Below are 21,342 nucleotides of genomic sequence, written 5' to 3'. Positions count from 1 at the left end.
GCGCGCAACCCATCAATCACCGCCCGTGAGACGCCCTAAATCAACCGCCCTGGCCGAAACGCCTGGTGGCGCGATGCCTCGCCCTCGTCGAACATCAACTCGCCCAATATCTTCGCCGTGCCCGGCGCGGTGCTGAAACCGATGTGCTGGTGGCCCAGCGCCAGCCATAACCCAGGGTGCTTCGGCGCCTGCCCGATCATCGGCCGGCTATCGGGCAGGGTAGGGCGACGACCCAACCAAGCTGCCGCGTCCAACCGCTCGCCCAGCGGAAACGCTTCACGCGCCCGCGCTTCCGCCATGTCCAACTGCGTGCTGCGCGGGGCGGCTTCGCAGGCGTCCAATTCCACACCCGTGGACAAGCGCAGCCCGCGCGCCATGGGCGACAACACATAACCGCCGCCCGTGTCGTACACCGGGCGCGTGACGCTGGCCCCGTCTTCACCACGGTAATGCATGTGATAACCGCGTTCGAACGCCATCGGCAAATCGATGCCCGTGCTCTTCAACATCGCCTTCGACCACGGCCCCAGCGCCACCACCAATTGCTCCGCCGACACTGATTCCGATCCTTGCGCGCCATGCACCGTCCAGCCCTGGTTATCGCGCCGGATGCTGGCGGCTTGCAAGCGTTTGAACGTGCCGCCCTTGGCGCGGAACAGGTCGGCGTAGGCCGCCACCACCGCATGCGGGTCGTCAACCGAATACGAGCCCTGGATCCACAGCGCACGGTGAAAGATCGGCGACAACGCCGGTTCCAGCTCCGCCAATTCGGCGGCGTTCAAGGTTTGCGTCGGCACCTGATACTGCGCAAAGGTGTTGCGCGCCAACGCGCTGCCGTGCCATGCCGCCTCGCTGCGGTACAAAAACACCCAGCCGGTGTCCCGCAAGCGATGTCGCGCACCAGCTTCGTCCAACAGCTTCAAATGTTCGGGGGCGGACCGCCGGATCAGGCCGTCCAGCGCCTTCACGGTTTCCTTGAACACCGACGGCCGCGCGTTCAACAAGAATCGCGTCGCCCAGCCCAGGTTCCTGGCCAGATACGACGGGCGATAGCGGAACTGCACGCTGTCGTTCTTCATCAAGCGGGGCAGTTGCCCCCACAAACCGGGATGGTTGAACGGCATCAGTGAACTGCGCGCCAGCACACCCGCATTGCCCAATGACGTTTCCATGCCGGGCGCCTGGCGGTCAACGAGCGTGACGCGCGCGCCCCGGCGCAATAGCTCCAGCGCGCAACACACGCCCACAATGCCCGCGCCCAAGACGATGACGTGCTTATCCATGTGTTCCCGTACCTGTTCCTGTACCCGTTCCTTCACCTGGCGCGGGCTGCCCCAAAATCCGGCCCGCCGCCACCACGCCCCACCACGACGCTTCCTCAAAGACGGAATAGCCCGACAAGTCCGCATGCGCGAACAGTACCGGGCCGTCCACGTTACGCAAGGCGGCAAGCCCGGCGTTGGATAGATACCCGCACAGCGGCGAAGCCATGGCATGACCGCGCACGGTGATGTCCAACCGACGCGCGTTGCGCCAGAATTCGCGGCCATAGGCGGCAATCAAATCGGCGGCGGCTTCGTCGCGCAGGTCTTGCGGGCTGGCCGTGGTCAGCCATTGCCGCGCGGCGCTGGGTGTCTGCCCGCTTAGCGCGTGATAGGCCGTGAAGGCAGTGCGCGGCGAGCGCGTCACGCGCAGCAATTGGTGCGTGGACACCACATAGCCCAGCCCGCGCCCCTGGTAGACCACGTTGTCCCAGGACAGCGGTTCGCCGGGGGCCTCGATGGGATAGCCTTCCAGCAAGAAATTGGACACCAGCCAGGGCGCATGCGACGAGGCATGCACGGCCGGGTCATACCCATAGGCGCGGATGTCGGGCAGGATGCGTTGGGCCACGAACAGCGGCATGGCGCACACGGTGCGCCGGCTTTGCAGCGTATAGGCGCGCGGCTCGGCGTCCAGCGTCAAGCAGGTCGTCAAGGGGCCGGCGGGCGTCTCGGCCACGCGCACTGCCGTGCCGGCCATCAGCCAGCGGGTGTGCCCTAGCTTTTCATCAATGGCCTGACGCATGCGCTCGGCCAGCACCGACAGGCCGCCCGGCCAGGTCAGTACGGCGCCTTCGCCGGCATTCGCGGCATGGCCGTCGCGGCTGGCGAAATAGTGCAGCCCCGCCCAGGCCGAGACCACGTCGTAGTTCGCGCCGTAGTCGTCGCGGCAGCAGTAGTTCAGATACCAGTGCAGGGCGGGCGACGTGTAGCCTTCGCGGTCCAGCCATTGCTTGAAGGTGATCGCGTCCAATGCCCGCCACGCGGGGTCTTCCGACGACAGCACAAGCGGAATGCAAAAGACCTTGCGCCCATCGTTGCCAAGCTGGGTATGCAGGCGCTCGATCAGCGCCAGGAAGCGATGGTGTTGCGCCACGTCCGCATTCGGCAAGCCCGTCATGGGCAGCAGGCCGTCTTCCCAAGTTCCGTTGCGCAGCAGGCGTTCTTGCGGAGAATGCACCAGGATGGTCTCGTCGTAGTACGGACGGATATCGCCCGCGGCGCGTTCGATGATGCCGAAGTCGTCCAGCATCTCGCGCACGTGGGTGGACGCCATCGAGGGCAGCGGCAGGTAATGCGCGCCCAGCGGATAGTGCAGTTCATCGCGCAGCCCGCCCGCCGCGTTGCCGGCGAATTCGGGCCCTTGCACCACGACGAAATCGGTGAACCCTTCGCGCGCCAGCTTCCAGGCGCAGGACAGGCCCGCCACGCCCGCGCCCAAGATAACGACCTGATGCCGATAGTTGGCCGTGGGCGCGGGCAGCGCGGCGCCGTCGCGCAGCGCATGCCCGGCCTGCATGCCGGGATAGGACACGTCAGCCGGGGTCTCGACGATGCGTGACCGGGCGTAGCCCGCCGCGCCCGCCACCGCCGCCGTGGCCGCGCCCAGAAGAAAGCTGCGGCGGCGCATCAGCGGATGACCTTGCGCCAGTCCTCGTCGAAATAGCGCACAAGCGACTGCTCATTCAAGCGGTTGGGCGGCATCGCCAGCGCCGGCATGTCGGCGGGAAAGTGGAAGAGTTCGCGCGTGGTCACGGCATCCAGATAGCGCGTGGGCACGGTGATCTTTTCAGGCGGCGTGTAATCGCGCCGCTTGCTGGCCAGGATGAAGCCCCAGTCGCCGAACGACGGCACATAGGTGTGATACGGCCAGGTGTTCAGCCCGGCTTCCTTCAGCGTGGCGTTCACGCTCCAGAACGAGCGCGGCGCGAAGTAGGGCGACGTGGACTGGATCACCATATAGCCGTTTTCCGCCAGGTGGCGCGCCATCAGATGGTAGACAGGCACCGAGTACAAACGGCCCAGGCCGAAATTGGACGGGTCGGGAAAATCCACCACGATGAAGTCGTAGACCTCGGCATGCGTTTCCAGCCAGCGGCCGGCGTCGTCGTTGATGACGGTGACGCGCGGGTCCTTGAGCGAACCCTGGTTCAGTTCAACCAAGGGCTCGGAACGCGAAAACAGCCCCGTCATGGCCGGGTCCAGATCCACCAGCGTGATGTGCTCGACATTCTTGTATTTGAGGATTTCGCGCACCGCCAGCCCGTCGCCGCCGCCCAGCACCAGCACGTTGCGCGCCCAGGGCAGCGTCTGCAAGCCCGGATGCACCAACGATTCGTGGTAACGATGTTCATCGCGTGACGAGAATTGCAGGTTGTTGTTGATGTACAGGCGCAGGTCGTCGTGCCAGCGCGTCACCACCAGGCGCTGGTAGGGCGTGGTTTCCGCATGCACCACGTCGTCGCCGTACAGGCCTTTTTCGGCCCAGGTCGTCATGGCGGTGGAATAGAAGAAGCCCAAGCCCAGGAACCCGATCACCACGCAGGCGCGCAAGGCCTTTTCACCGGGGCGGCGCACTTCGGCGCGAAACAGCCACGTAGTCCACAAGGCCACGCTGGCGTTCAGGATACCGAACAGGAAACTGGTACGCAGCAGCCCCAGCTTGGGCGCAAGCAGCAGCGGGAAGATCAGCGACACGGCCAGCGCGCCCAGATAGTCGAAGGTCAGCACGCGGCTGACGATTTCGCGGAATTCGGCCTTGCGCTGGTTGAACACCCGCATCACCAGCGGAATCTCCATGCCCACCATCAAGCCGATGACGAAAACGCCCACATACAGCGCCGCGCGAAAGGGCGCGGACAGCCAGGCAAACACCAGGAACAGAACCGCCGCCGAGACGCCGCCCAACAAGGCCACCAGCAGCTCGACGTCGATAAACCGATTCAAAACGTCTTCGTCTCTTACATATTTTGACAACCATGAACCGATGCCCATGGCGAACAAATAGCAGCCGATGACGGAAGAGAACTGAAGGATGGAATCGCCCAGTAAATAGCTGGCCAGCGCGCTGCTGATGAGCTCATAGCCCAAACCGCAGGAAGCAACGATCAATACCGATAGGATGAGAACGCGGTCGCGCATGAGGTGTCCGGGGCGAAAAATGCGTTCGCAGTATATCGAACGCGGCGTATATACTGCGCGCAATTAGGAGGCTGGCAATGGGAGAAGCGATGCATCCGGCGGTGACCTATCTGATCTATATCGTCTCGGCGCTTGTCATGCTGGGCGTCTTCACGGCGGTCTATACCGCCGTGACCCGCTACAAGGAATTCGACCTGATCCGCGAAGGCAACATCGCCGCCGTGCTGTCGTATGGCGGCGCGCTGGTGGGCTTCAGCTTCACCCTGTGCTCAAGCATTGCCGTGCATGCCAGCTTCGTGATGTTCCTGGTGTGGGGCCTGGCCGCCATGCTGGTGCAGATCGTTGTGTATGTGGTGGTCAACAAGGCCATCCAGGGCATGAACGAAGCCATCGAACAAAACAACATCGCCATGGGCGGCCTGATCGGTTCGATCTCGCTGGCCGCCGGCATCGTGAACGCGGCCTGCCTGACCTGAGGGGGGGCGCCGTCGAATCCGATCTGACACGGGAGAGCTATTCATGAGTCTCGGTTCCTTTATTCGCAAGCAGTTCATCGACATCCTGCAATGGAACGAGGATCGCGACGGCGTGCTCGCCTGGCGCCATCCGATGCAGGACTTTGAAATCCAGTACGGCGCCAGCCTGACCGTGCGCGAATCGCAGATGGCGGTGTTCGTGAACGAAGGCAAGGTGGCCGATGTGTTCGGCCCCGGCATGTACAAGCTGACCACGCAGACGCTGCCGATCCTGACCTACCTGAAGAACTGGGACAAGCTGTTCGAGTCGCCCTTCAAGTCGGATGTGATCTTCTTCAGCACGCGCCTGCAACTGGGTCGGCGCTGGGGCACGGCACAACCCGTGACCTTGCGCGACAGCGAATTCGGCATGGTGCGGCTGCGCGCGTTTGGCGTGTATTCGTACCAGATTGCGGACCCGGCCAAGTTCTATCGCGAAATCAGCGGCACGCGCGACGAGTACACGGTGGATGACCTGGAAGCGCAATTGCGCAACATGGTGGTGGCCGCCATGACCACTGCGCTGGGCGGGTCCAAGGTGCCGTTCCTGGACATCGCGGGCAACCAGGGCCTGATGTCGCAAAGCATCAGCGAGCAACTGGCGCCCGTGTTCGACCGCTATGGCGTCAAGCTGGACAACTTCACGGTTGAAAATGTGTCCTTGCCCGAAGAGCTGCAAAAGGCGCTGGACACGCGGATTTCCATGGGCATGGCGGGCGACCTGGGCAAGTTCACCCAATACCAGACGGCCACCGCGATACCGCTGGCCGCGCAGAACGAAGGCGGTATCGCCGGCGTGGGTGCGGGCCTGGCGGCGGGCGCGGCGTTGGGGCAGACCATGGCGGCGGGCCTGGGGGTGGGGCAAGCTCAACCCCAGCAACCGGCGCAACCCCAGCAACCCGCGGCGCCATCGCAACCCGACCCGGTTGCGCGCTTGCAGCAGTTGAAAGACCTGCTGGATAAAGACCTGATCACCGCCGCCGATTACGACACGGCCAAGGCGGAAGTGCTGAAGAAACTGACCAGCTAAGGCCCCATGCAGCAGGTTCTGTGTCCGCAGTGCGGCGCCCCGGTCAAGTTCACCTCTACCGCCTCGGTCATGGCGGTCTGCGGCGCATGCCGCAGCACCTTGTTGAAAGATGCCGAGTCGGTCAAGCGCATCGGCGAAATGGCCGACGTGCTGGAAGACTATTCGCCGCTGTGCCTGGGCGCGGCGGGCAGCGTCGACGGCAAGCGCTTCGACGTGATCGGCCGCATTCAACTGCGCTATGACGACGGCTTCTGGAACGAGTGGTACGTCTGGTTTGAAGACGGCGCCCACGGCTGGCTGTCGGACGCCTCGGGCCAGTACGCGCTTACGCGGCGGCGCAAGGTCAAGTCCACGCAAGGCCTGCCGGCCTTTGCCGACATCGCGCCAGGCGACGAGCTCAAGCTGGACGGGCAGCGTTTCGTGGCGTCGGACATGCGCCGCGCGCAGGCCGGTGGGGCGCAGGGCGAACTGCCCTTTGTGCCGGGCGATGGCTGGGAAGCCAAGGTGGCGGATTTCCGCAGTGTGGACGCTTTCCTGACACTGGATTTTTCCGACGGCCCCGAACCCGAGCTCTACATCGGCAAGGCCTTCGACCTGTCTGCCATGCAGGCGGCCTCGTTGCGCAGCAACGAGCAGGTGGAAGAAACAGCCGGCCGTTTTCGCGGCCAGATCAAGGCGCTGGACTGCCCCAATTGCGGCGCGCCCATCAGTTTCGTGGCGGCCATGGCCACCCATGTGGTGTGCCCGTCCTGCGCGGCCGCGGTCGATTGTTCCGGCCCCACCGCAGAAGTCATCGCGAAGGCGCGCAAACTCAAGTCGATCAGCACCACCTTGTCGCTGGGCGCGGTGGCCAAGATCAGCGGCGTCAGCTACACGCTGATCGGCTTGATGAAATGCGCCGACCCTGACCCCGAAGAGCCGTCCGACTGGATCGAATACCTGCTGTTCAACCCGGCCAAGGGCTTTATCTGGCTGGTGGAAACCGACGAAGGCTGGGAGCGCGTGCAAGTCTGCGACACCTGGCCCAGCCAGAACAACGCCACCAGCGTGCGCTGGCGCTCAAAGCTGTACCAGAAGCTATACGACTACACCTCGCGGGTAGAGATGCCGCTGGGCGCGTTCAACTGGCGCGTCAAGGCGGGCGACACCACCAAGATCACCGACTACAAGGCCGGCACGCTGAAGCTGACGCGCGAACTGAGCGAGTCCGAACTGGGCTGGTCGGCATCGGCGCCGGTGGCGCCAGCGCAACTGGCGGAATGGTTCGGCAACCCCGAGCTGGCCAAGCAGAAGTCCCTGCCTTTGGGCGGCAAGCAGGGTGGATACAGCAAATGGGCCTGGATCGCCACGATCGGCATGGTGTTCCTGAATTTCGGCAACATCCTGAACGGTCGTTTCGTGCCGATCTTGATCGGCCTGGCGTTCCTGTGGTTCCCCGCCAAGCTGGCGGACAAGCTTTCCGGAAAGGACGAGTAGAACGATGGGCAAGTTCCTGTATGGCATCTATGCCTTGGTGGTAGTGATGGCGGCCACGGGCGCCAATTCGCCGGGCGTCAGCATGAGCGGCGGCAGTGGCAGCCGCAGCAGTAGCAGCAGCAGTTGGGGCAGCTCGTCGGGTGGCTCGGGCTGGTCGTCGGGTGGGTCGCACAAGTGACGGTGCACGCCACGCCCGGCCGCCATGTGCTGGCCGATTTTCGCGGGGTGCGGGCCGACCTGCTGCGCGACGCCACGGCGCTTGAAGCGCAATTGGTCGCGGCGGCGCGGGCCGCGGGCGCCAATGTGCTGAGCGCGCATTTCCATCATTTTGGCGAGGGTGCCGGGGTGACCGGCGTAGTCATGCTGAGCGAATCCCATATCAGCATTCATTCCTGGCCCGAACATCGCTTCGCGGCCTTGGACATCTTCATGTGCGGCGCGGCCCAGCCCGAGTTGGCGCTGGCCAGCCTGCAGGCGGCGCTGGCGCCGGAAACGCTGCGCGTCACGACCGTCGAGCGCGGCTGAACCCGCTTTTTCCCTAAACCTTGATCGGGCGCGGACCCTGCCCAGGTGCCAAATTGACGGTCGTTATATACCGCTATATATTTCGCTACCGAACCGTAATTTCCAAGGAAGACCATGTCTTGCAAACGTGCGCTGCCGGCGCTGGCCCTGGCGCTTTCCGCCCTGTGGATGCCTGGCGCCCAGGCGGCCGACCTGGTGGTATCCGCCGCGTCCAGCCTGACCAACGCCTTCAAGGACGTGGCGCAGGCCTACGAAAAGGAACATCCCGACACCAAGGTCGTGCTGAACTTCGGCGCGTCGGACGTCTTGCTGCAGCAGATCCTGAAAGGCGCGCCGGCCGATGTGTATGCCTCGGCCGACCAGAAGGCGATGGACAAGGCCGTGGAAGAAAAGGCCGTGAAGCCGGCATCGCGCGTGGACTTCGCGGCGAACCAGGTCGTGTTGATCGTGCCGGCCGACAGCAAGGCCAACATCACGACACTGAAAGACCTGACCCGCGATGACATCAAGCGCGTGGCCTATGGCAACCCGGCCTCGGTGCCAGTGGGCCGCTACACGCAGAGCGCGCTGGAAGCGGCGGGCTTGTGGAACGCCGTGCAGGCCAAGGGCGTGCTGGCGCAGAACGTGCGCCAAAGCCTGGCCTATGTATCGCGCGGCGAGGTCGACGCCGGGTTCGTGTTCGCCACCGACGCCGCCATCATGCCCGACAAGGTCAAGGTGGCGGTGCGCGTGCCGTCGCAAACGCCCGTGACCTACCCGATTGCCGTCACCGCGCGCCAGGCGGCCGCCCCGGAAGCCGAACGTTTCGTGGCCTATGTGCTGTCGCCGGCGGGTCAGAAGATCTTGGCGCGTTATGGCTTCCTGCATCCTTGAACCCGGGTTGATGGGCGGTTATCGATGACGGAGTCGGTCTGGGTGCCGTTGCTGCTGTCACTGAAAGTGGCGGGCTGGGCAACGCTGCTGGCCACCGTGGCCGGCACCGCCGCGGCCTATGGCCTGTCGCGTTGGCGCTGGCCGGGCCGCGATGTGCTGGACGCCATTCTGACCCTGCCGCTGGTCTTGCCGCCCACCGTTCTGGGCTACTACCTGTTGGTGTTGCTGGGCCGGCGCGGCATCATCGGTGAAACGCTGGCGAAGTGGGACATTGAACTGGTGTTTACGTGGCAGGGCGCGGTGATCGCCGCCGCCATCGTGGCGTTTCCGCTGGTGTTCAAGTCAGCGCGCGCCGCGTTTGAAAACGTGGACGTCCAGTTGGAAAACGCGGCGCGTGTGCTGGGTGTGAGCGAAGCCGGGGTGTTCTTCCGCGTGACGCTGCCCTTGGCCGCCCGTGGCATCGTGGCGGGCGTGTTGCTGGCCTTTGCCCGCGCGTTGGGCGAATTCGGCGCCACGCTGATGATCGCCGGCAGCCTGCCGGGCCGCACACAGACGCTGTCGGTCGCCATCTACGAAGCCGTGCAGGCGGGCGACGACCGCACCGCCAACCTGCTGGTGCTGGTCACGTCGATGACCTGCGTGCTGGTCTTGGTGGTGGCGGGCAAGCTGCTGCCCGTGGCCGCCCGGCAGCGCGATGGGGGCGGGCGATGAGCATCAGCATCCAGATCTCCCGACGCATGGTGTCGGGCGACCGGCACTTTCAGCTGGACGCGGCGTTTACCTCGTCCTCAAAACGCATCGCCCTGTTCGGGCCTTCCGGCGCGGGCAAAAGCCTGACTTTGCGCGCCGTGGCGGGGCTGCTGCGGCCGGACGCCGGACGCATCGAGATCAACGGCCGGGTGCTGTTCGATTCCCAAGCCGGCATCTGCCTGCCCGCGCAGGCGCGGCGCGTGGCGTATCTGTTTCAGGACTATGCGCTGTTTCCGCATCTGACGGTGGCGCAGAACATCGCCTTTGGATTGCGCCGGGGCTGGCGCAATCCGCCCCGGCGCGAGGTGGGGCCCGAGGCCAAACGCTGGGTCGATGCCTTTGAACTGGGCGCCATCGTGGGCAGCTATCCCGGTGAAATTTCCGGCGGCCAGAAGCAGCGCGTGGCGCTGGCGCGAGCCTTGATGCTGCAACCCGACATCCTCTTGCTGGACGAGCCGTTCTCGGCGCTGGACTCGCACCTGCGCGGTCGGATGCGCCAGGAATTGAACACGTTGCAGCGGCAGTTGGACGTGCCGATGCTACTGATCACGCATGATCCGGCGGACGTGGACGCCCTGGCCGACGAGGTCTTTGAAGTACGCGACGGCAAGGTCGGCCGCCGCCGCGATGATGTGGGAGTTTGATTCCAGGCGTTGACCCCGCGCCTGCGCCTAGTCCAGCACGCCCAGGATCACGCTGGATGCCTTGAAAATGGCCACGGCCGGCGCGCCCACTTCCAGCCCCAGTTCCTGTGCGCTGTCGTTGGTGACGATGGCCGCAAGCGTGGCGCCGCCTTCCATGTCGATCAGTATCTCGCTGTTGACCGCCCCGGGCCGGATGGCGCTGATGTGGCCCAGCAACTGGTTGCGCGCCGACAGCCGCAAGCCCGGCCCCGGCGCGCCGATGATGACGGCCGACGCCTTGACCAGTGCAATGGCTTCTTTGCCGGGCGCCAGGCCCAGTTCGGCCGTGCTGTCGCGCGTGATGGTGGCGGTGACGAGGTGCCCGCCCGCGATGCGAAGCTGGATTTCATCGTTGACCGCGCCGGTGCGGATCTCGGTCACGGTGCCCAGGAATTTATTGCGTGCGCTGGTTTTCAGCATGAAGCGCCTCATCAGATCGATGTCGCCGCTGGCGTCCAGCCCCGCGCGCACCAGGTTTTCCATGAATTTCCGGTGCTCGGATTCCAGCGCTCGGAAGGTCACGATCAGGCCACGCGCGCGGTCGGTCAGCTGCGTGCCGCCGCCGCCCTTGCCGCCCGCCGCCCGCAGCACCAGCGGTTCGCCGGCCAGGTTGTTCATGGCGTCGATGGCGTCCCATGCCCCCTTGTAGCTCATGCCCACGGCGCGCGCGGCGGCCGTGATGGAGCCGGTGGCGTCGATCTGCGCCAGCAGGTCTATGCGATTTTTTCCGCCCCAGGTCTGGGCGCCGGAACGGAACCAGATCGAGCCGTCGAGTTCCAACATGGTGGTCAGTGTCAGGGTCAAAAAGCCAGCCCCGAGTGTAATGGACGGGCAGGGTACGCCCAGGCGTCATCGGCGGGTGCAGGCACGGGATGCGAATGAGATTCTGTTGAAACTTTGCGGGCTTCGCGGCACTATGTCGTGGCCCAGTGCTCTTGGAGACATCCCCATGAAAGCGATGAAAGCGGTGAAATGGTTGACGGCGGGTTCCATGACGGCCTTGCTTGCAGCGTGCGCCTCGGGGCCCACGATCAAAGGCGATTACGACCACCAAGCCGATTTTGCGCAGTACCAGACCTTCGGCTTCATGAATCCCCTGGGCACCGACAAGGCCGGCTACAGCACCTTGCTGACCGAGCGTCTGAAGGACGCCACGCGCGGCCAGATGGAAATGCGCGGCTATACCTACAACGCATCCAACCCCGACCTGCTGGTGAACTTCGGCGCCAAGCTCCAGCAGAAAACGCAGGTCACGCCCGCCGCGCCGCCCATGGGGCCGTACTACGGCTACCGCTCGGGCTTTTACGGCGGCTGGCCCGGCTACGGCTGGGGCGACGACGTCTACCAATACACCGAGGGCACCTTGAACATCGACCTGGTCGACGCGCGCCGCAAGCAACTGGTGTGGGAAGGCGTGGCCGTGGGCGAAGTGCAGAACCCCGATAGCGCCAACACGCCGCAGAACGTGGACAAGGCCGTGGCGCAGATCTTCGCCAAGTATCCGTTCCGCGCCGGCGTGGCCGCGCCGCAACTGCCGGACAAAAGCAAACCCTGACCCGAGGTAGCCGCATGACCACTCCCCGCAAGGCTCCGTCCCAAGACACCGGCAATACGCCGTCCTACGATACCGTTGCCCTTGTGCTGCAAGGCGGAGGCGCGCTGGGGTCCTATCAGGCAGGGGTCTACCAGGGCTTGCACGAGGCCGGCATCCGGCCAAACTGGGTGTCGGGCATTTCGATTGGGTCGATCAATGCGGCCATCATCGCGGGGTCCCGCGAGGATGAGCGCGTTGATCGCTTGCGTGGTTTCTGGGAAAGCATCTGCCGCCCCTCGGGCTTCGCGTCGGTGCCTTGGGGCGATACGCTGGCGGGCATGTTCGAAGGCATTCCGTTCGGCTTTGGTTCGCCGACCATGAACGGCCAGCTGTCCGCGTTCCAGGCCTTGTTTTCGGGGCAGCCGGGTTTCTTCAAGCCGCGCTTTCCGCCGCCTTACATGGTGAAAGGGCGGGGCGCGGCCTCCACCAGTTTCTACGACACCACGCCGCTTGCCGCGACGCTGCGCCAGTTTGTGGATTTTGACCTGCTCAACAGCGGCGTCATACGCGCCAGCTTCGGCGTGGTGAATGTACGCTCGGGCAACTTCGCGTATTTCGACAGCCTGAAAGACACACTGGGACCCGAACACGTGATGGCGTCCGGCGCCTTGCCGCCGGGCTTTCCTTCCGTTGAGATCGGTGGCGAACACTATTGGGATGGCGGCGTGGTGTCCAACACGCCGCTGGCGCAAGTGCTGACCACCGAGAACATGCGCGACACGCTGGCCTTCCAGGTTGATCTCTGGCCCGCGCGCGGCGGCCTGCCCACCACCTTGGAAGAAGTGGCCGAACGCCAGAAAGACATCCAGTATTCGAGTCGCACGCGCCTGGTCACCGACCAGTTGCGCCGCGTGCTGAAGCTGCGCCACGGCTTGCAGCGCCTGCTTGAGCGCCTGCCCGAGGCCGAGCGCGACGCGCCCGAGCTGGCCGATATCCGCATGCTGTCGCATACGCCAGCCACCAACATCATCAACCTGATCTACGAAGCCAAGCATCGGGAACGCTATTCCAAGGACTATGAGTTCGGCACCGAGGCCATGCGTGAACACTGGGAATCGGGCTTGTCCGACATCCGCAAGACGCTGGCCAAGCCCGGCATTTTGGCCCGCCCGACGCAGGACAGCTGCTTCGTCACGCACGACATCCATCGCAACGGCATGCGCAATTAACCAGGGTTTCGTAGGACTGGTCTGATATTCGGGCCCATAGCTCGTCAAACCCGCGTCACAAGGCCGCAAGGCCGGTAGTCTTCAAGGACAAACCGCAACCTTGTTCCGGGACTGGGCCGCCGCCACTGTTGGCGCAGGCCGTCCTGGTGGAGACTCGCCATGAACGCGCTCGACGTTTTTAACCGCCTGACATCCCGGTCGCCAGACGCCTCCGCCTTGCCCCAGACCGCCGCGCCCCTGCCGTTGGCGAACGACCGTCTTGATGGCTGGTGGAGCCTGCTATACCGGGGCTGGACGCTCTTGGCGCCCAGCGGCGTGCGTATCGACCTGACCGAAATCGAACGCGCTTGCTTCATCTGCCTGCTGCGTAACCCAAACCGTGAACTGTTGCGTGAAGAACTGATGACGTTGCGCGCAAGCACCAACCTGCGCACCCTGAATGTGGCGATCTGCCGACTGCGCGGCAAAGTTTTGCAGACAGGCATTCGCTTGCCGCTGCATACTGTCCACGGCGTGGGCTATGTGTTCCTGGGCAATCTCAGAGAGCTTTCCAATCTGTGAGCCTGTAACCGGATTGTCTCCCCCATGCATCCTGTGAACAGCTGAAAAACCGTAATTTCCCTAGTAACTGAGTTACATTATTGGGCTGTTTACGTATCGTGCCTGACGTAAAGGCTTGGTTTGATCACGCGTGATCGCGTTTGGCCGTCATGGTTCAAGCGCGCGCGCTTGATGATTCGATAGCCTGATCAGGTCAATTGATGCGATTGATATTGATGCATTTGACGAAGATGCGGATCGATTCAGATCGATGCGGATTGATGCGATTAACTGAAGCGGTTCATTACGCTTACGCGGGGGTTTCAATGCGGTTTTTGCCTAAACGTGTTTCAGGTCTGGCTGTTTCCGGTGGCATCCTCGCGCTGATGTTGGCGGGATGCGGAGAAGAGCCGCAGATGAACCCGGGCATGCCTCAGGTCAGCGTCATTACCGTTCAGCCTGAGCGCGCGCCCATCGTCTCTGAGCTGCCTGGACGCGTGGATGCCGTGCGCGATGCGCAAATCCGCGCTCGCGTGACCGGCATCGTGCAGAAGATCACCTTTGAGCAAGGTGGCGACGTCAAGGAAAACCAACTGCTGTTCAAGATCGACCCGGCGCCGTACAAGGCCGCGTACGATCAGGCCACGGCGCAACTGAAGCAGGCGCAAGCGAACTTGTTCAGCGCCAAGCTCCTGGCCGACCGCTACGCCCCGTTGGTGAAGGCCAACGCGGTCAGCAAGCAGGAATACGACAACGCCGTGGCCTCGTTCCGGCAGGCCGACGCCACCGTCGCCGCCGCGAAGGCCGCGCAAGACAACGCCGCCATCAACCTGGGCTATACCGACGTCACCTCGCCCATCACGGGCCGCATCGGCAAGCCGCTTGTCACTGAAGGCGCGCTGGTGGAATCCACCTCGGCCACGCAGATGGCCACCGTGCAGCAGCTGGACCCGATCTACGTGGACTTCACCCAGTCCACCGCGGAACTGGCCGCGCTGCGCCGCGCGTTCGCCAGCGGCAAGCTGCAGCAGGTGGGCAAGGACACCGCCCGCGCCACGGTCGTGCTGGAAGACGGCACGGAATACGACCACCCCGGCAAGCTGCTGTTCACGGGCATTACCGTGGATCCGTCCACGGGCCAGGTGAACCTGCGCGCCGAAGTGCCCAACCCCGACGGCATCTTGCTGCCCGGCATGTATGTGCGGGTGCGTCTGGAGCAGGGCGTGGACGACAAGGCGCTGATGGTGCCGCAGCAGGCGCTGCAACGCACCGCCGATGGTTCGCAAAGCCTGATGCTGGTCAAGGACAACAAGATTCAACAGTTGCCCGTGACCACTGGCGGCGCGCTGGGCACCAATTGGTTGATCACCAGCGGCCTGAAGGCGGGCGACGTGGTCGTGGTTGAAGGCTTCCAGAAGATCCGTCCGGGCGCGCCCGTGCAGGTCAGCCAATGGACCAAGAACGGCGCGGCCCAACCGGGCGCACAGCCTGGGGCACAACCCGGCGCACAGCCCGCCGCGAAACCCGACCCCCAACCGGGTGGCCAGCCCGCCGCGCCGTCCAAACCTGCCGAGCCCGCTCAGCAGGACAAGGCCGCAGGCCAGAAATCGTAAGCGGCACGCGGCGTCACAAGCGCCGCGTTCCCCTTTGGTGAGCATCGCTTTCAGAGTCAGCCCACATGCCGCAATTTTTTATTGATCGACCAATTTTCGCCTGGGTAGTCGCCCTGTTCATTCTGCTGGCCGGGGTGTTGGCCATCCCGAACATGCCGGTGGCGCAGTATCCAGACGTGGCCCCGCCGGCCATCACGATTACCGCCACCTACCCGGGCGCATCGGCCAAGGAAGTGGCGGAATCGGTCACCAGCATCATCGAAGACAAGCTCAACGGCGCCAAGGGCCTGATCTACTACGAGTCGGTCAGCGATTCCTACGGCACGGCCACCATCACCGCCACCTTCGCGCCGGGCACCAACCCTGACCTGGCGCAGGTTGACGTGCAGAACCGCGTGTCGAACGTGATTGCGCAGTTGCCCACGGCCGTGCAGCAGCAGGGCCTGCAATACGAGCAGACCAGTACCGGCTTCCTGATGATCGTGACGCTGTCGTCCGCGGATGGCTCGCTGGACCAGACGGCGCTGGCCGACTACATCACGCGCAACGTGCAGAACCCGGTTTCGCGGGTGGCCGGCGTGGGCCAGTTCCAGTTGTTCGCGGCGCCGCGCGCCATGCGTGTCTGGGTAGACCCCGCCAAGCTGGTGGGCTTCAACCTGAGCATGAACGAGGTCAACCAGGCGATTTCCGCGCAGAACGTGCTGATCTCGGGCGGCAGCATCGGCGCGCCGCCCAACCCAGAATCGCAACGCATCACCGCTACCGTTACCGCCAACGGTCAGTTGAGCACCGTGGACGGCTTCGGCAAGATCGTGCTGCGCGCCAACACCGATGGCTCCAAGGTGCTGCTGCGCGACGTGGCCCGCATTGAAGTCGGCGCCGACAACTACCAGTTCGGCGCCCGCCTGAACGGCAAGCCCACGGCGGCGTTCGCCATCGTGCTGTCGCCGGACGCCAACGCGCTGGCCACCGCCCAGGGCGTGCGCCAGCAGATGGAAGAACTGTCCAAGTTCTTCCCCGGCAACATCCAGTACGCCATTCCCTACGACACCGCGCCCTACGTGAAGGTGTCGATCGAGCAGGTGCTCCACACCCTGGCCGAAGCCATGGTGCTGGTGTTCCTGGTGATGTACCTGTTCCTGCAGAACGTACGCTACACGCTGATTCCCGCGCTGGTCGTTCCGGTGGCCATGCTGGGGTCGTTCGCGGTGATGCTGGGGCTGGGGTTCTCGATCAACGTATTGACCATGTTCGCGATGGTGCTCGCCATCGGGATTCTGGTGGACGACGCCATCGTGGTGGTCGAAAACGTTGAGCGCATCATGGCCACCGAAGGCTTGCCGCCCAAAGAGGCCACCAAGAAAGCCATGCCGCAGATCAGCGGCGCCATTATCGGTATCACGCTGGTGCTGGTCACCGTGTTCCTGCCGCTGGCCTTCATGAGCGGGTCCGTGGGCGTGATCTACCGCCAGTTCTCGGTGGCCATGGCCGTGTCGATCTTCTTCTCGGCCCTGTTGGCGCTGACCTTCACGCCGGCCTTGTGCGCCACCATCCTGAAGCCGATTCCCAAGGGGCACCACAACGAGAAGAAAGGCTTTTTCGGCTGGTTCAACCGCAAGTTCGACGCCACCACCCACGGTTACCAGAACTGGGTGTCGCGCATTCTGCACAAGGGCGGCCGCATGATGCTGGCCTTCCTGGTGCTGGTGTTGCTGCTGGGCTGGCTGTACCTGCGCCTGCCGTCGTCGTTCCTGCCCGAGGAAGACCAGGGCTACGTCATCAGCAACATCGAACTGCCCACGGGCGCCAGCGCCAACCGCACGGTTGAAGTGATCGAACAGGTTGAGGAATATTTCCGCAACGTGCCGGCCGTTGAGAACATCATCGCCGTGCAGGGCTTCAGCTTCAACGGTAACGGCCTGAACGCCGCCATCGCGTTCACCACCTTGAAAGACTTCAAGGACCGCAAGGAAAAGCAGGATTCCGCGGGCGCCATCGCCTTCAATGCCTTCCAGAAGCAGTTGATGGGCATTCACGATGCGCAGGTGTTCACCTTGGTGCCGCCGGCCATTTCGTCGCTGGGTAACGCCACCGGTTTCGACTTGCGCCTGCAAGACCGGGGCGCGGCCGGTTCCGAGGCGCTTGCCGCCGCGACGGGCCAACTCATGGGCATGGCCATGAAGAGCCCGGTGCTGTCGCAGGTGCGTATCACTGGCCTGGCGGCCGGCACGCAGCTGACGCTGAACATTGACCGCGACAAGGCCGCCGCCTTGGGCGTGGATTTCAATGAAGCGGCCTCGCTGATCTCGACGGCGGTGGGCTCGGCCTACCTGAGCAAGTTCCCCAACATGGGCCGGATGCAGAACATCTGGGTGCAGGCGGATGCGCCGTATCGCATGCAGTTGTCCGACGTCTTGAAGCTGAACGCGCGTAACGCCCAAGGCGGCATGGTGCCCTTGTCGACCTTCGTGTCGGCCGAGTGGGTCCAGGGCCCGGTGCAGGTGGTTCGCTACAACAGCTACGAGTCCATGCGTATCGGCGGCGCTGCCGCCGCGGGCTACACCACGGGCCAGGCCATGGAAGAAATGCAGAACCTGGTGGCGCAGTTGCCGCAGGGCTTCGGCTACGAATGGACGGGCCTGTCCTACCAGGAACGGCAAGCCGGCAACCAGGCGCCCATCCTGATGGGCCTGTCGCTGCTGATCGTGTTCCTGGTGTTGGCCGCGCTGTATGAAAGCTGGGCCATTCCGCTGTCGGTCATGCTGGTGGTGCCGCTGGGCATGCTGGGCGCCGTGGCGCTGGTCAGCGCGCTGGGCATGTCCAACGACGTGTACTTCCAGGTGGGCATGGTGACCGTGATTGGCCTGGCGGCCAAGAACGCCATTCTTATCGTGGAGTTCGCCAAGGATCAGTACGCCCGCGGCATGGGGCTGTACGAGTCCGCGGTGGAAGCGGCCAGGTTGCGGTTCCGGCCAATCCTGATGACGTCGCTGGCGTTCATCCTGGGCGTGGTGCCGCTGGCCATGGCCACGGGCGCCGGCGCCGCCAGCCAGCGCGCGGTGGGCCTGGGCGTGTTGGGCGGCATGCTCGCCGCCACGCCGTTCGCCGTGATCTTCGTGCCGACCTTCTTCGTGGTGGTGCTGGGCCTGTTCAAGACCCGCCCGCGCCTGCTGGGCGCCGAACTGAAGGCCTGGGAAGAAGAGCAGGCGGCCAAGAAGGCGGCCGGCGACCAGCCCGACGCAGAAGCGGGATACACCCCCGTACAACCCAATGGTGGCCCGGAGGGCAAGGCATGAAAGCCCTGATGATCAAGCAATCCGCCCTGTCCGCCTTCGTGGCGGTGGCGTTGGCCGGCTGCTCGCTGGCGCCCGACTACAAGCGTCCCGACGCACCGATCACGGGCACTTGGCCCGACCAGCCCAAGGTGCAGTACGGCGGCTACAACAAGCCCACGTCGCTGGGCTCGCAGCCGGCGTCGGCGGTCGTGCCCGAAGCGGGCATACCCGCCGCCGATTTGGGCTGGCGCGAATTCTTCCGCGACCCGCGCCTGCAAAGCCTGATTGCGCTGTCGCTCGTCAACAACCGCGACCTGCGCGTGGCGGTGCAGCGCGTGGAAGAAGCGCGCGCCCAGTATGGCGTTCAGCGTGGTGAGCAGTGGCCCAGCATTGGCGCCGGCATCCAGGGCCAGCGCCAGCATCTGCCGGCCAACATGCGCGCGGGCGGGCCGGATTCCAGCTCGATTTCCAGCTCGTACCAGGCCGGCATTGGCCTGACGACGTTCGAAATCGATTTGTTCGGCCGACTGCGCAACCTGTCGGAAGCGGCGTACCAACAGTACCTGTCGACCGAGCAGGCGCAAAAGACCGTGCAGATCACGCTGGTCGGTTCCGTCGCGCAGGCGTACTTCAACTTCCGCGCGGCCGAAGTCCAACTGGACCTGACCCAACGCACGCTGGCGTCGCGCCAGGAATCCTATGACCTGGTCAAGCGCCGTTTCGACGGCGGCGTGGCGTCCGAACTGGATCTGAACCAGTCCAAGACGTTGCTGGACACGGCGTCATCCGACCTGGCGCAATTGGCCCGGGCCCGCGCCCAGGCGCTGAACGCGCTGGTGCTGCTGGTGGGCGCCCCGTTGCCCGAAGACCTGCCGCCGCCCGCCACGTTTGGCCGCGACCAATTGCTGGCCACCGTGCCGTCGGGCCTGCCGTCCGACCTGCTTGAACGGCGCCCCGACATTCTGGCGGCGGAAAACCAGTTGCGCTCGGCCAACGCCAACATCGGCGCGGCCCGCGCGGCGTTCTTCCCCACCATTTCCCTGACCGGGCTGTTGGGCGTGGCCAGCCCGTCCCTGGGTGACCTGTTCAAGGGCGGCCAGGGCTACTGGAGTTTTTCGCCGTCGATCACGACGCCGCTGTTCGCCGGCGGTTCGATCCGTGAAGGCTTGAACCTGGCCAAGGCGCGCGACAACATCGCCGTGGCGCAATACGAGCAGACCATCCAGCAGGCGTTCCGGGAAGTGTCCGACGCGCTGGCGGGCGAAGCTACCTACGGCGCGCAACTGGATGCGCAACGCGCCTTGCAGGAATCGTCGTCGCGCACGCTGGAACTGTCGAACCTGCGCTATACCAATGGCATCGACAGCTTCTTGCAGGTGCAGACCGCGCAGGTAGACTTCTTCAATGCCCAGTTGTCGCTGGTGCAGACCGGTTTGGCCGCGCTGATCAACCGCGTGGAGCTCTACAAGGCCTTGGGCGGCGGCTGGGAAGAAACCACGAAAGAACCGACCAAAGTGTCGACGACCACGCAATGATAGAACTTGGTGTAAATATCGATCACGTTGCCACCTTGCGGCAACAACGCCATACGGCGTACCCGGACCCGGTGGCCGCCGCGCTGCGCGCGGAGGATGCCGGCGCCGACCTCATCACGCTGCATCTGCGTGAAGACCGACGTCATATCCAGGACGCGGACGTCTACGCGATTCGTCCGCAACTGCGCACGCGCATGAACCTGGAATGCGCGATCACGGCCGAAATGCTGGAAATTGCCTGCGCCGTCAAACCCCACGACGTTTGCCTCGTGCCCGAAAAGCGCACCGAGCTCACCACCGAAGGCGGCCTGGAAGTGGCGGGCGCCTTGGATTCCGTTACCGACGCCGTGGGCCTGCTGGTTGAAGCGGGCATACGCGTGTCCCTGTTCATCGACCCGGACCCCGTGCAGATTGCCGCGGCGGCCAAGACCGGCGCCACGGTCATCGAACTGCATACCGGCGCCTACGCGGAAGCCCAGGGCGACGCGGCCAAAGCCGAACTGCAACGCATCCGCCTGGCCGTGACCGAAGGGCTGCGCCATGGCTTGCGCGTGAACGCCGGCCATGGCCTGCACTTGGGCAACGTGGCCCCGGTGGCCGCCATTGACGGCATCTCTGAACTGAACATCGGCCACGCCATCGTGGCGCAAGCGGTGTTTGACGGCTGGGAAAAAGCGGTCCGCGACATGAAAGCGGTGATGGTGCAGGCACGCCTGCAAGCGCTGCGCGGTTTGTGACCGCTGGCCGGATGACGGATGTCACTGTCGCTTGCCGCAGCTTCCGTGCCGCTGTTTTTGGGTGACGTTTATGTCTGACTCCTCCAAGGTTCCCGGCGCAACTCCCGGCGCGGGTCCCTCCGCAACTCCAAGCGCGGCAGCGCCAGCCCCGGCCGGCGCCATCGCCGGCATCGGCATGGACTTGCTGCGCATCGACCGCGTTGAACGTGCGCTTGCGCGGCACGGCGACCGGTTCGCGGAAAAGATCCTGGGCACCGAAGAACTGCAAAAATTCCATGCGCGCCGCGCCCGAGACCCGGTGCGCGGCGTGCGCTTCCTGGCGACCCGCTTTGCCGCCAAGGAAGCTTTTTCCAAGGCCATCGGCCTGGGCATGCGCATGCCCATGACGTGGCGGCGCGTGCAGACGCTGAACGCGCCGGGCGGGCGCCCGGTGCTGGTCATCGCGCCGGAGCTGCTGGACTGGTATGGTCAACGTTTCGGTGCGGCGCATGTGTCCATCACCGACGAATCCGATATGGCCGCCGCCTACGTGGTGGTCGAACGCAAGCCCTGAATTAGGACCGC

20 protein-coding genes are annotated in these 21,342 nt (G+C 64.6%); 16 read left to right on the top strand and 4 right to left on the bottom strand.

The window, feature by feature from the left end:
• Positions 1–35: 35 nt before the first annotated feature.
• The 3 genes from WBR68_RS18170 to WBR68_RS18160 are packed head-to-tail and all read right to left on the bottom strand — an operon-like array spanning position 36 to position 4,463.
• Positions 36–1,283, bottom strand: a complete 1,248-nt coding sequence (locus tag WBR68_RS18170; RefSeq protein ID WP_230694909.1) for an NAD(P)/FAD-dependent oxidoreductase — start codon at positions 1,281–1,283, stop codon at positions 36–38.
• Entirely contained in the window at positions 1,276–2,952 is a 1,677-nt protein-coding gene (locus WBR68_RS18165; RefSeq protein WP_230694908.1) for an NAD(P)-binding protein, read from the bottom strand. The genes WBR68_RS18170 and WBR68_RS18165 overlap by 8 nt, the downstream gene beginning before the upstream one ends.
• Positions 2,952–4,463 carry a polyamine aminopropyltransferase gene (locus tag WBR68_RS18160; protein ID WP_050448462.1) on the bottom strand — a complete coding sequence of 504 codons (1,512 nt, stop codon included), beginning with the start codon at positions 4,461–4,463 and terminating at the stop codon, positions 2,952–2,954. Before WBR68_RS18160 ends, WBR68_RS18165 begins: the two co-directional genes overlap by 1 nt.
• Positions 4,464–4,552: 89 nt before the next feature.
• Between WBR68_RS18160 and WBR68_RS18155 the strand changes: the two genes are divergently transcribed.
• From WBR68_RS18155 to WBR68_RS18120, 8 genes are all read left to right on the top strand, one after another.
• Positions 4,553–4,939 (top strand): DUF350 domain-containing protein, encoded by a 387-nt coding sequence (locus WBR68_RS18155; RefSeq protein WP_127186405.1) that lies wholly within the window; start codon positions 4,553–4,555, stop codon positions 4,937–4,939.
• Between the two features lie 43 nt (positions 4,940–4,982).
• Complete coding sequence (locus WBR68_RS18150) at positions 4,983–6,008, top strand: SPFH domain-containing protein (RefSeq protein ID WP_050448461.1); 1,026 nt, start codon at positions 4,983–4,985, stop codon at positions 6,006–6,008.
• A gap of 6 nt (positions 6,009–6,014) precedes the next feature.
• On the top strand, positions 6,015–7,484 hold the full coding sequence (locus WBR68_RS18145) for a DUF4178 domain-containing protein (RefSeq protein ID WP_230694907.1): 1,470 nt from the start codon (positions 6,015–6,017) through the stop codon (positions 7,482–7,484).
• Between the two features lie 4 nt (positions 7,485–7,488).
• The gene (locus WBR68_RS18140; RefSeq protein ID WP_164741274.1) at positions 7,489–7,662 is read left to right on the top strand and encodes a hypothetical protein; all 174 of its coding nucleotides are present in this window, start codon (positions 7,489–7,491) and stop codon (positions 7,660–7,662) included.
• Positions 7,659–8,009, top strand: a complete 351-nt coding sequence (gene speD, locus WBR68_RS18135; RefSeq protein WP_230694906.1) for an adenosylmethionine decarboxylase — start codon at positions 7,659–7,661, stop codon at positions 8,007–8,009. Before WBR68_RS18140 ends, speD begins: the two co-directional genes overlap by 4 nt.
• Before the next feature lie 114 nt (positions 8,010–8,123).
• The gene (gene modA / locus WBR68_RS18130) at positions 8,124–8,882 is read left to right on the top strand and encodes a molybdate ABC transporter substrate-binding protein (RefSeq protein WP_230694905.1); all 759 of its coding nucleotides are present in this window, start codon (positions 8,124–8,126) and stop codon (positions 8,880–8,882) included.
• Positions 8,883–8,906: 24 nt separating this feature from the next.
• Entirely contained in the window at positions 8,907–9,593 is a 687-nt protein-coding gene (gene modB / locus WBR68_RS18125) for a molybdate ABC transporter permease subunit (RefSeq protein ID WP_127185114.1), read from the top strand.
• Positions 9,590–10,276 (top strand): ATP-binding cassette domain-containing protein, encoded by a 687-nt coding sequence (locus WBR68_RS18120; protein ID WP_127185113.1) that lies wholly within the window; start codon positions 9,590–9,592, stop codon positions 10,274–10,276. Before modB ends, WBR68_RS18120 begins: the two co-directional genes overlap by 4 nt.
• 27 nt (positions 10,277–10,303) lie before the next feature.
• Here the strand turns inward: WBR68_RS18120 and WBR68_RS18115 are convergent, their stop codons facing one another.
• On the bottom strand, positions 10,304–11,098 hold the full coding sequence (locus WBR68_RS18115) for a TOBE domain-containing protein (protein WP_050448503.1): 795 nt from the start codon (positions 11,096–11,098) through the stop codon (positions 10,304–10,306).
• A 175-nt stretch (positions 11,099–11,273) separates the two neighbouring features.
• On the opposite strand from WBR68_RS18115, the gene WBR68_RS18110 reads away from it, so the two are divergent.
• The 8 genes from WBR68_RS18110 to acpS all read left to right on the top strand — a co-directional run bounded on the left by WBR68_RS18110 (position 11,274) and on the right by acpS (position 21,331).
• Positions 11,274–11,870: a DUF4136 domain-containing protein gene (locus WBR68_RS18110; RefSeq protein ID WP_050448502.1), complete on the top strand. Its 597-nt coding sequence runs from the start codon at positions 11,274–11,276 to the stop codon at positions 11,868–11,870.
• Positions 11,871–11,884: 14 nt separating this feature from the next.
• On the top strand, positions 11,885–13,078 hold the full coding sequence (locus WBR68_RS18105; protein ID WP_050448455.1) for a patatin-like phospholipase family protein: 1,194 nt from the start codon (positions 11,885–11,887) through the stop codon (positions 13,076–13,078).
• 159 nt (positions 13,079–13,237) lie between these two features.
• Positions 13,238–13,639 carry a helix-turn-helix domain-containing protein gene (locus tag WBR68_RS18100; RefSeq protein WP_050448454.1) on the top strand — a complete coding sequence of 134 codons (402 nt, stop codon included), beginning with the start codon at positions 13,238–13,240 and terminating at the stop codon, positions 13,637–13,639.
• A 305-nt stretch (positions 13,640–13,944) separates the two neighbouring features.
• The gene (locus WBR68_RS18095; protein WP_050448453.1) at positions 13,945–15,231 is read left to right on the top strand and encodes an efflux RND transporter periplasmic adaptor subunit; all 1,287 of its coding nucleotides are present in this window, start codon (positions 13,945–13,947) and stop codon (positions 15,229–15,231) included.
• 65 nt (positions 15,232–15,296) lie between these two features.
• Positions 15,297–18,527 carry an efflux RND transporter permease subunit gene (locus WBR68_RS18090; RefSeq protein WP_050448452.1) on the top strand — a complete coding sequence of 1,077 codons (3,231 nt, stop codon included), beginning with the start codon at positions 15,297–15,299 and terminating at the stop codon, positions 18,525–18,527.
• A complete protein-coding gene (locus WBR68_RS18085; RefSeq protein ID WP_050448451.1) occupies positions 18,524–20,041 on the top strand; it encodes an efflux transporter outer membrane subunit in 1,518 nt (505 codons plus the stop codon). Before WBR68_RS18090 ends, WBR68_RS18085 begins: the two co-directional genes overlap by 4 nt.
• Complete coding sequence (locus WBR68_RS18080) at positions 20,038–20,778, top strand: pyridoxine 5'-phosphate synthase (protein ID WP_050448450.1); 741 nt, start codon at positions 20,038–20,040, stop codon at positions 20,776–20,778. The genes WBR68_RS18085 and WBR68_RS18080 overlap by 4 nt, the downstream gene beginning before the upstream one ends.
• A gap of 70 nt (positions 20,779–20,848) precedes the next feature.
• The gene (gene acpS, locus WBR68_RS18075) at positions 20,849–21,331 is read left to right on the top strand and encodes a holo-ACP synthase (protein ID WP_255696129.1); all 483 of its coding nucleotides are present in this window, start codon (positions 20,849–20,851) and stop codon (positions 21,329–21,331) included.
• The last annotated feature ends 11 nt before the right edge of the window (positions 21,332–21,342 follow it).

It is taken from the genome of Achromobacter sp. JD-1, assembly GCF_038594925.1.
Taxonomy (GTDB): domain Bacteria; phylum Pseudomonadota; class Gammaproteobacteria; order Burkholderiales; family Burkholderiaceae_B; genus Achromobacter; species Achromobacter spanius_C.
The sequence above is the reverse complement of the archived record's forward strand: the minus strand, read 5'-3'. Positions and strand labels throughout refer to the sequence as shown.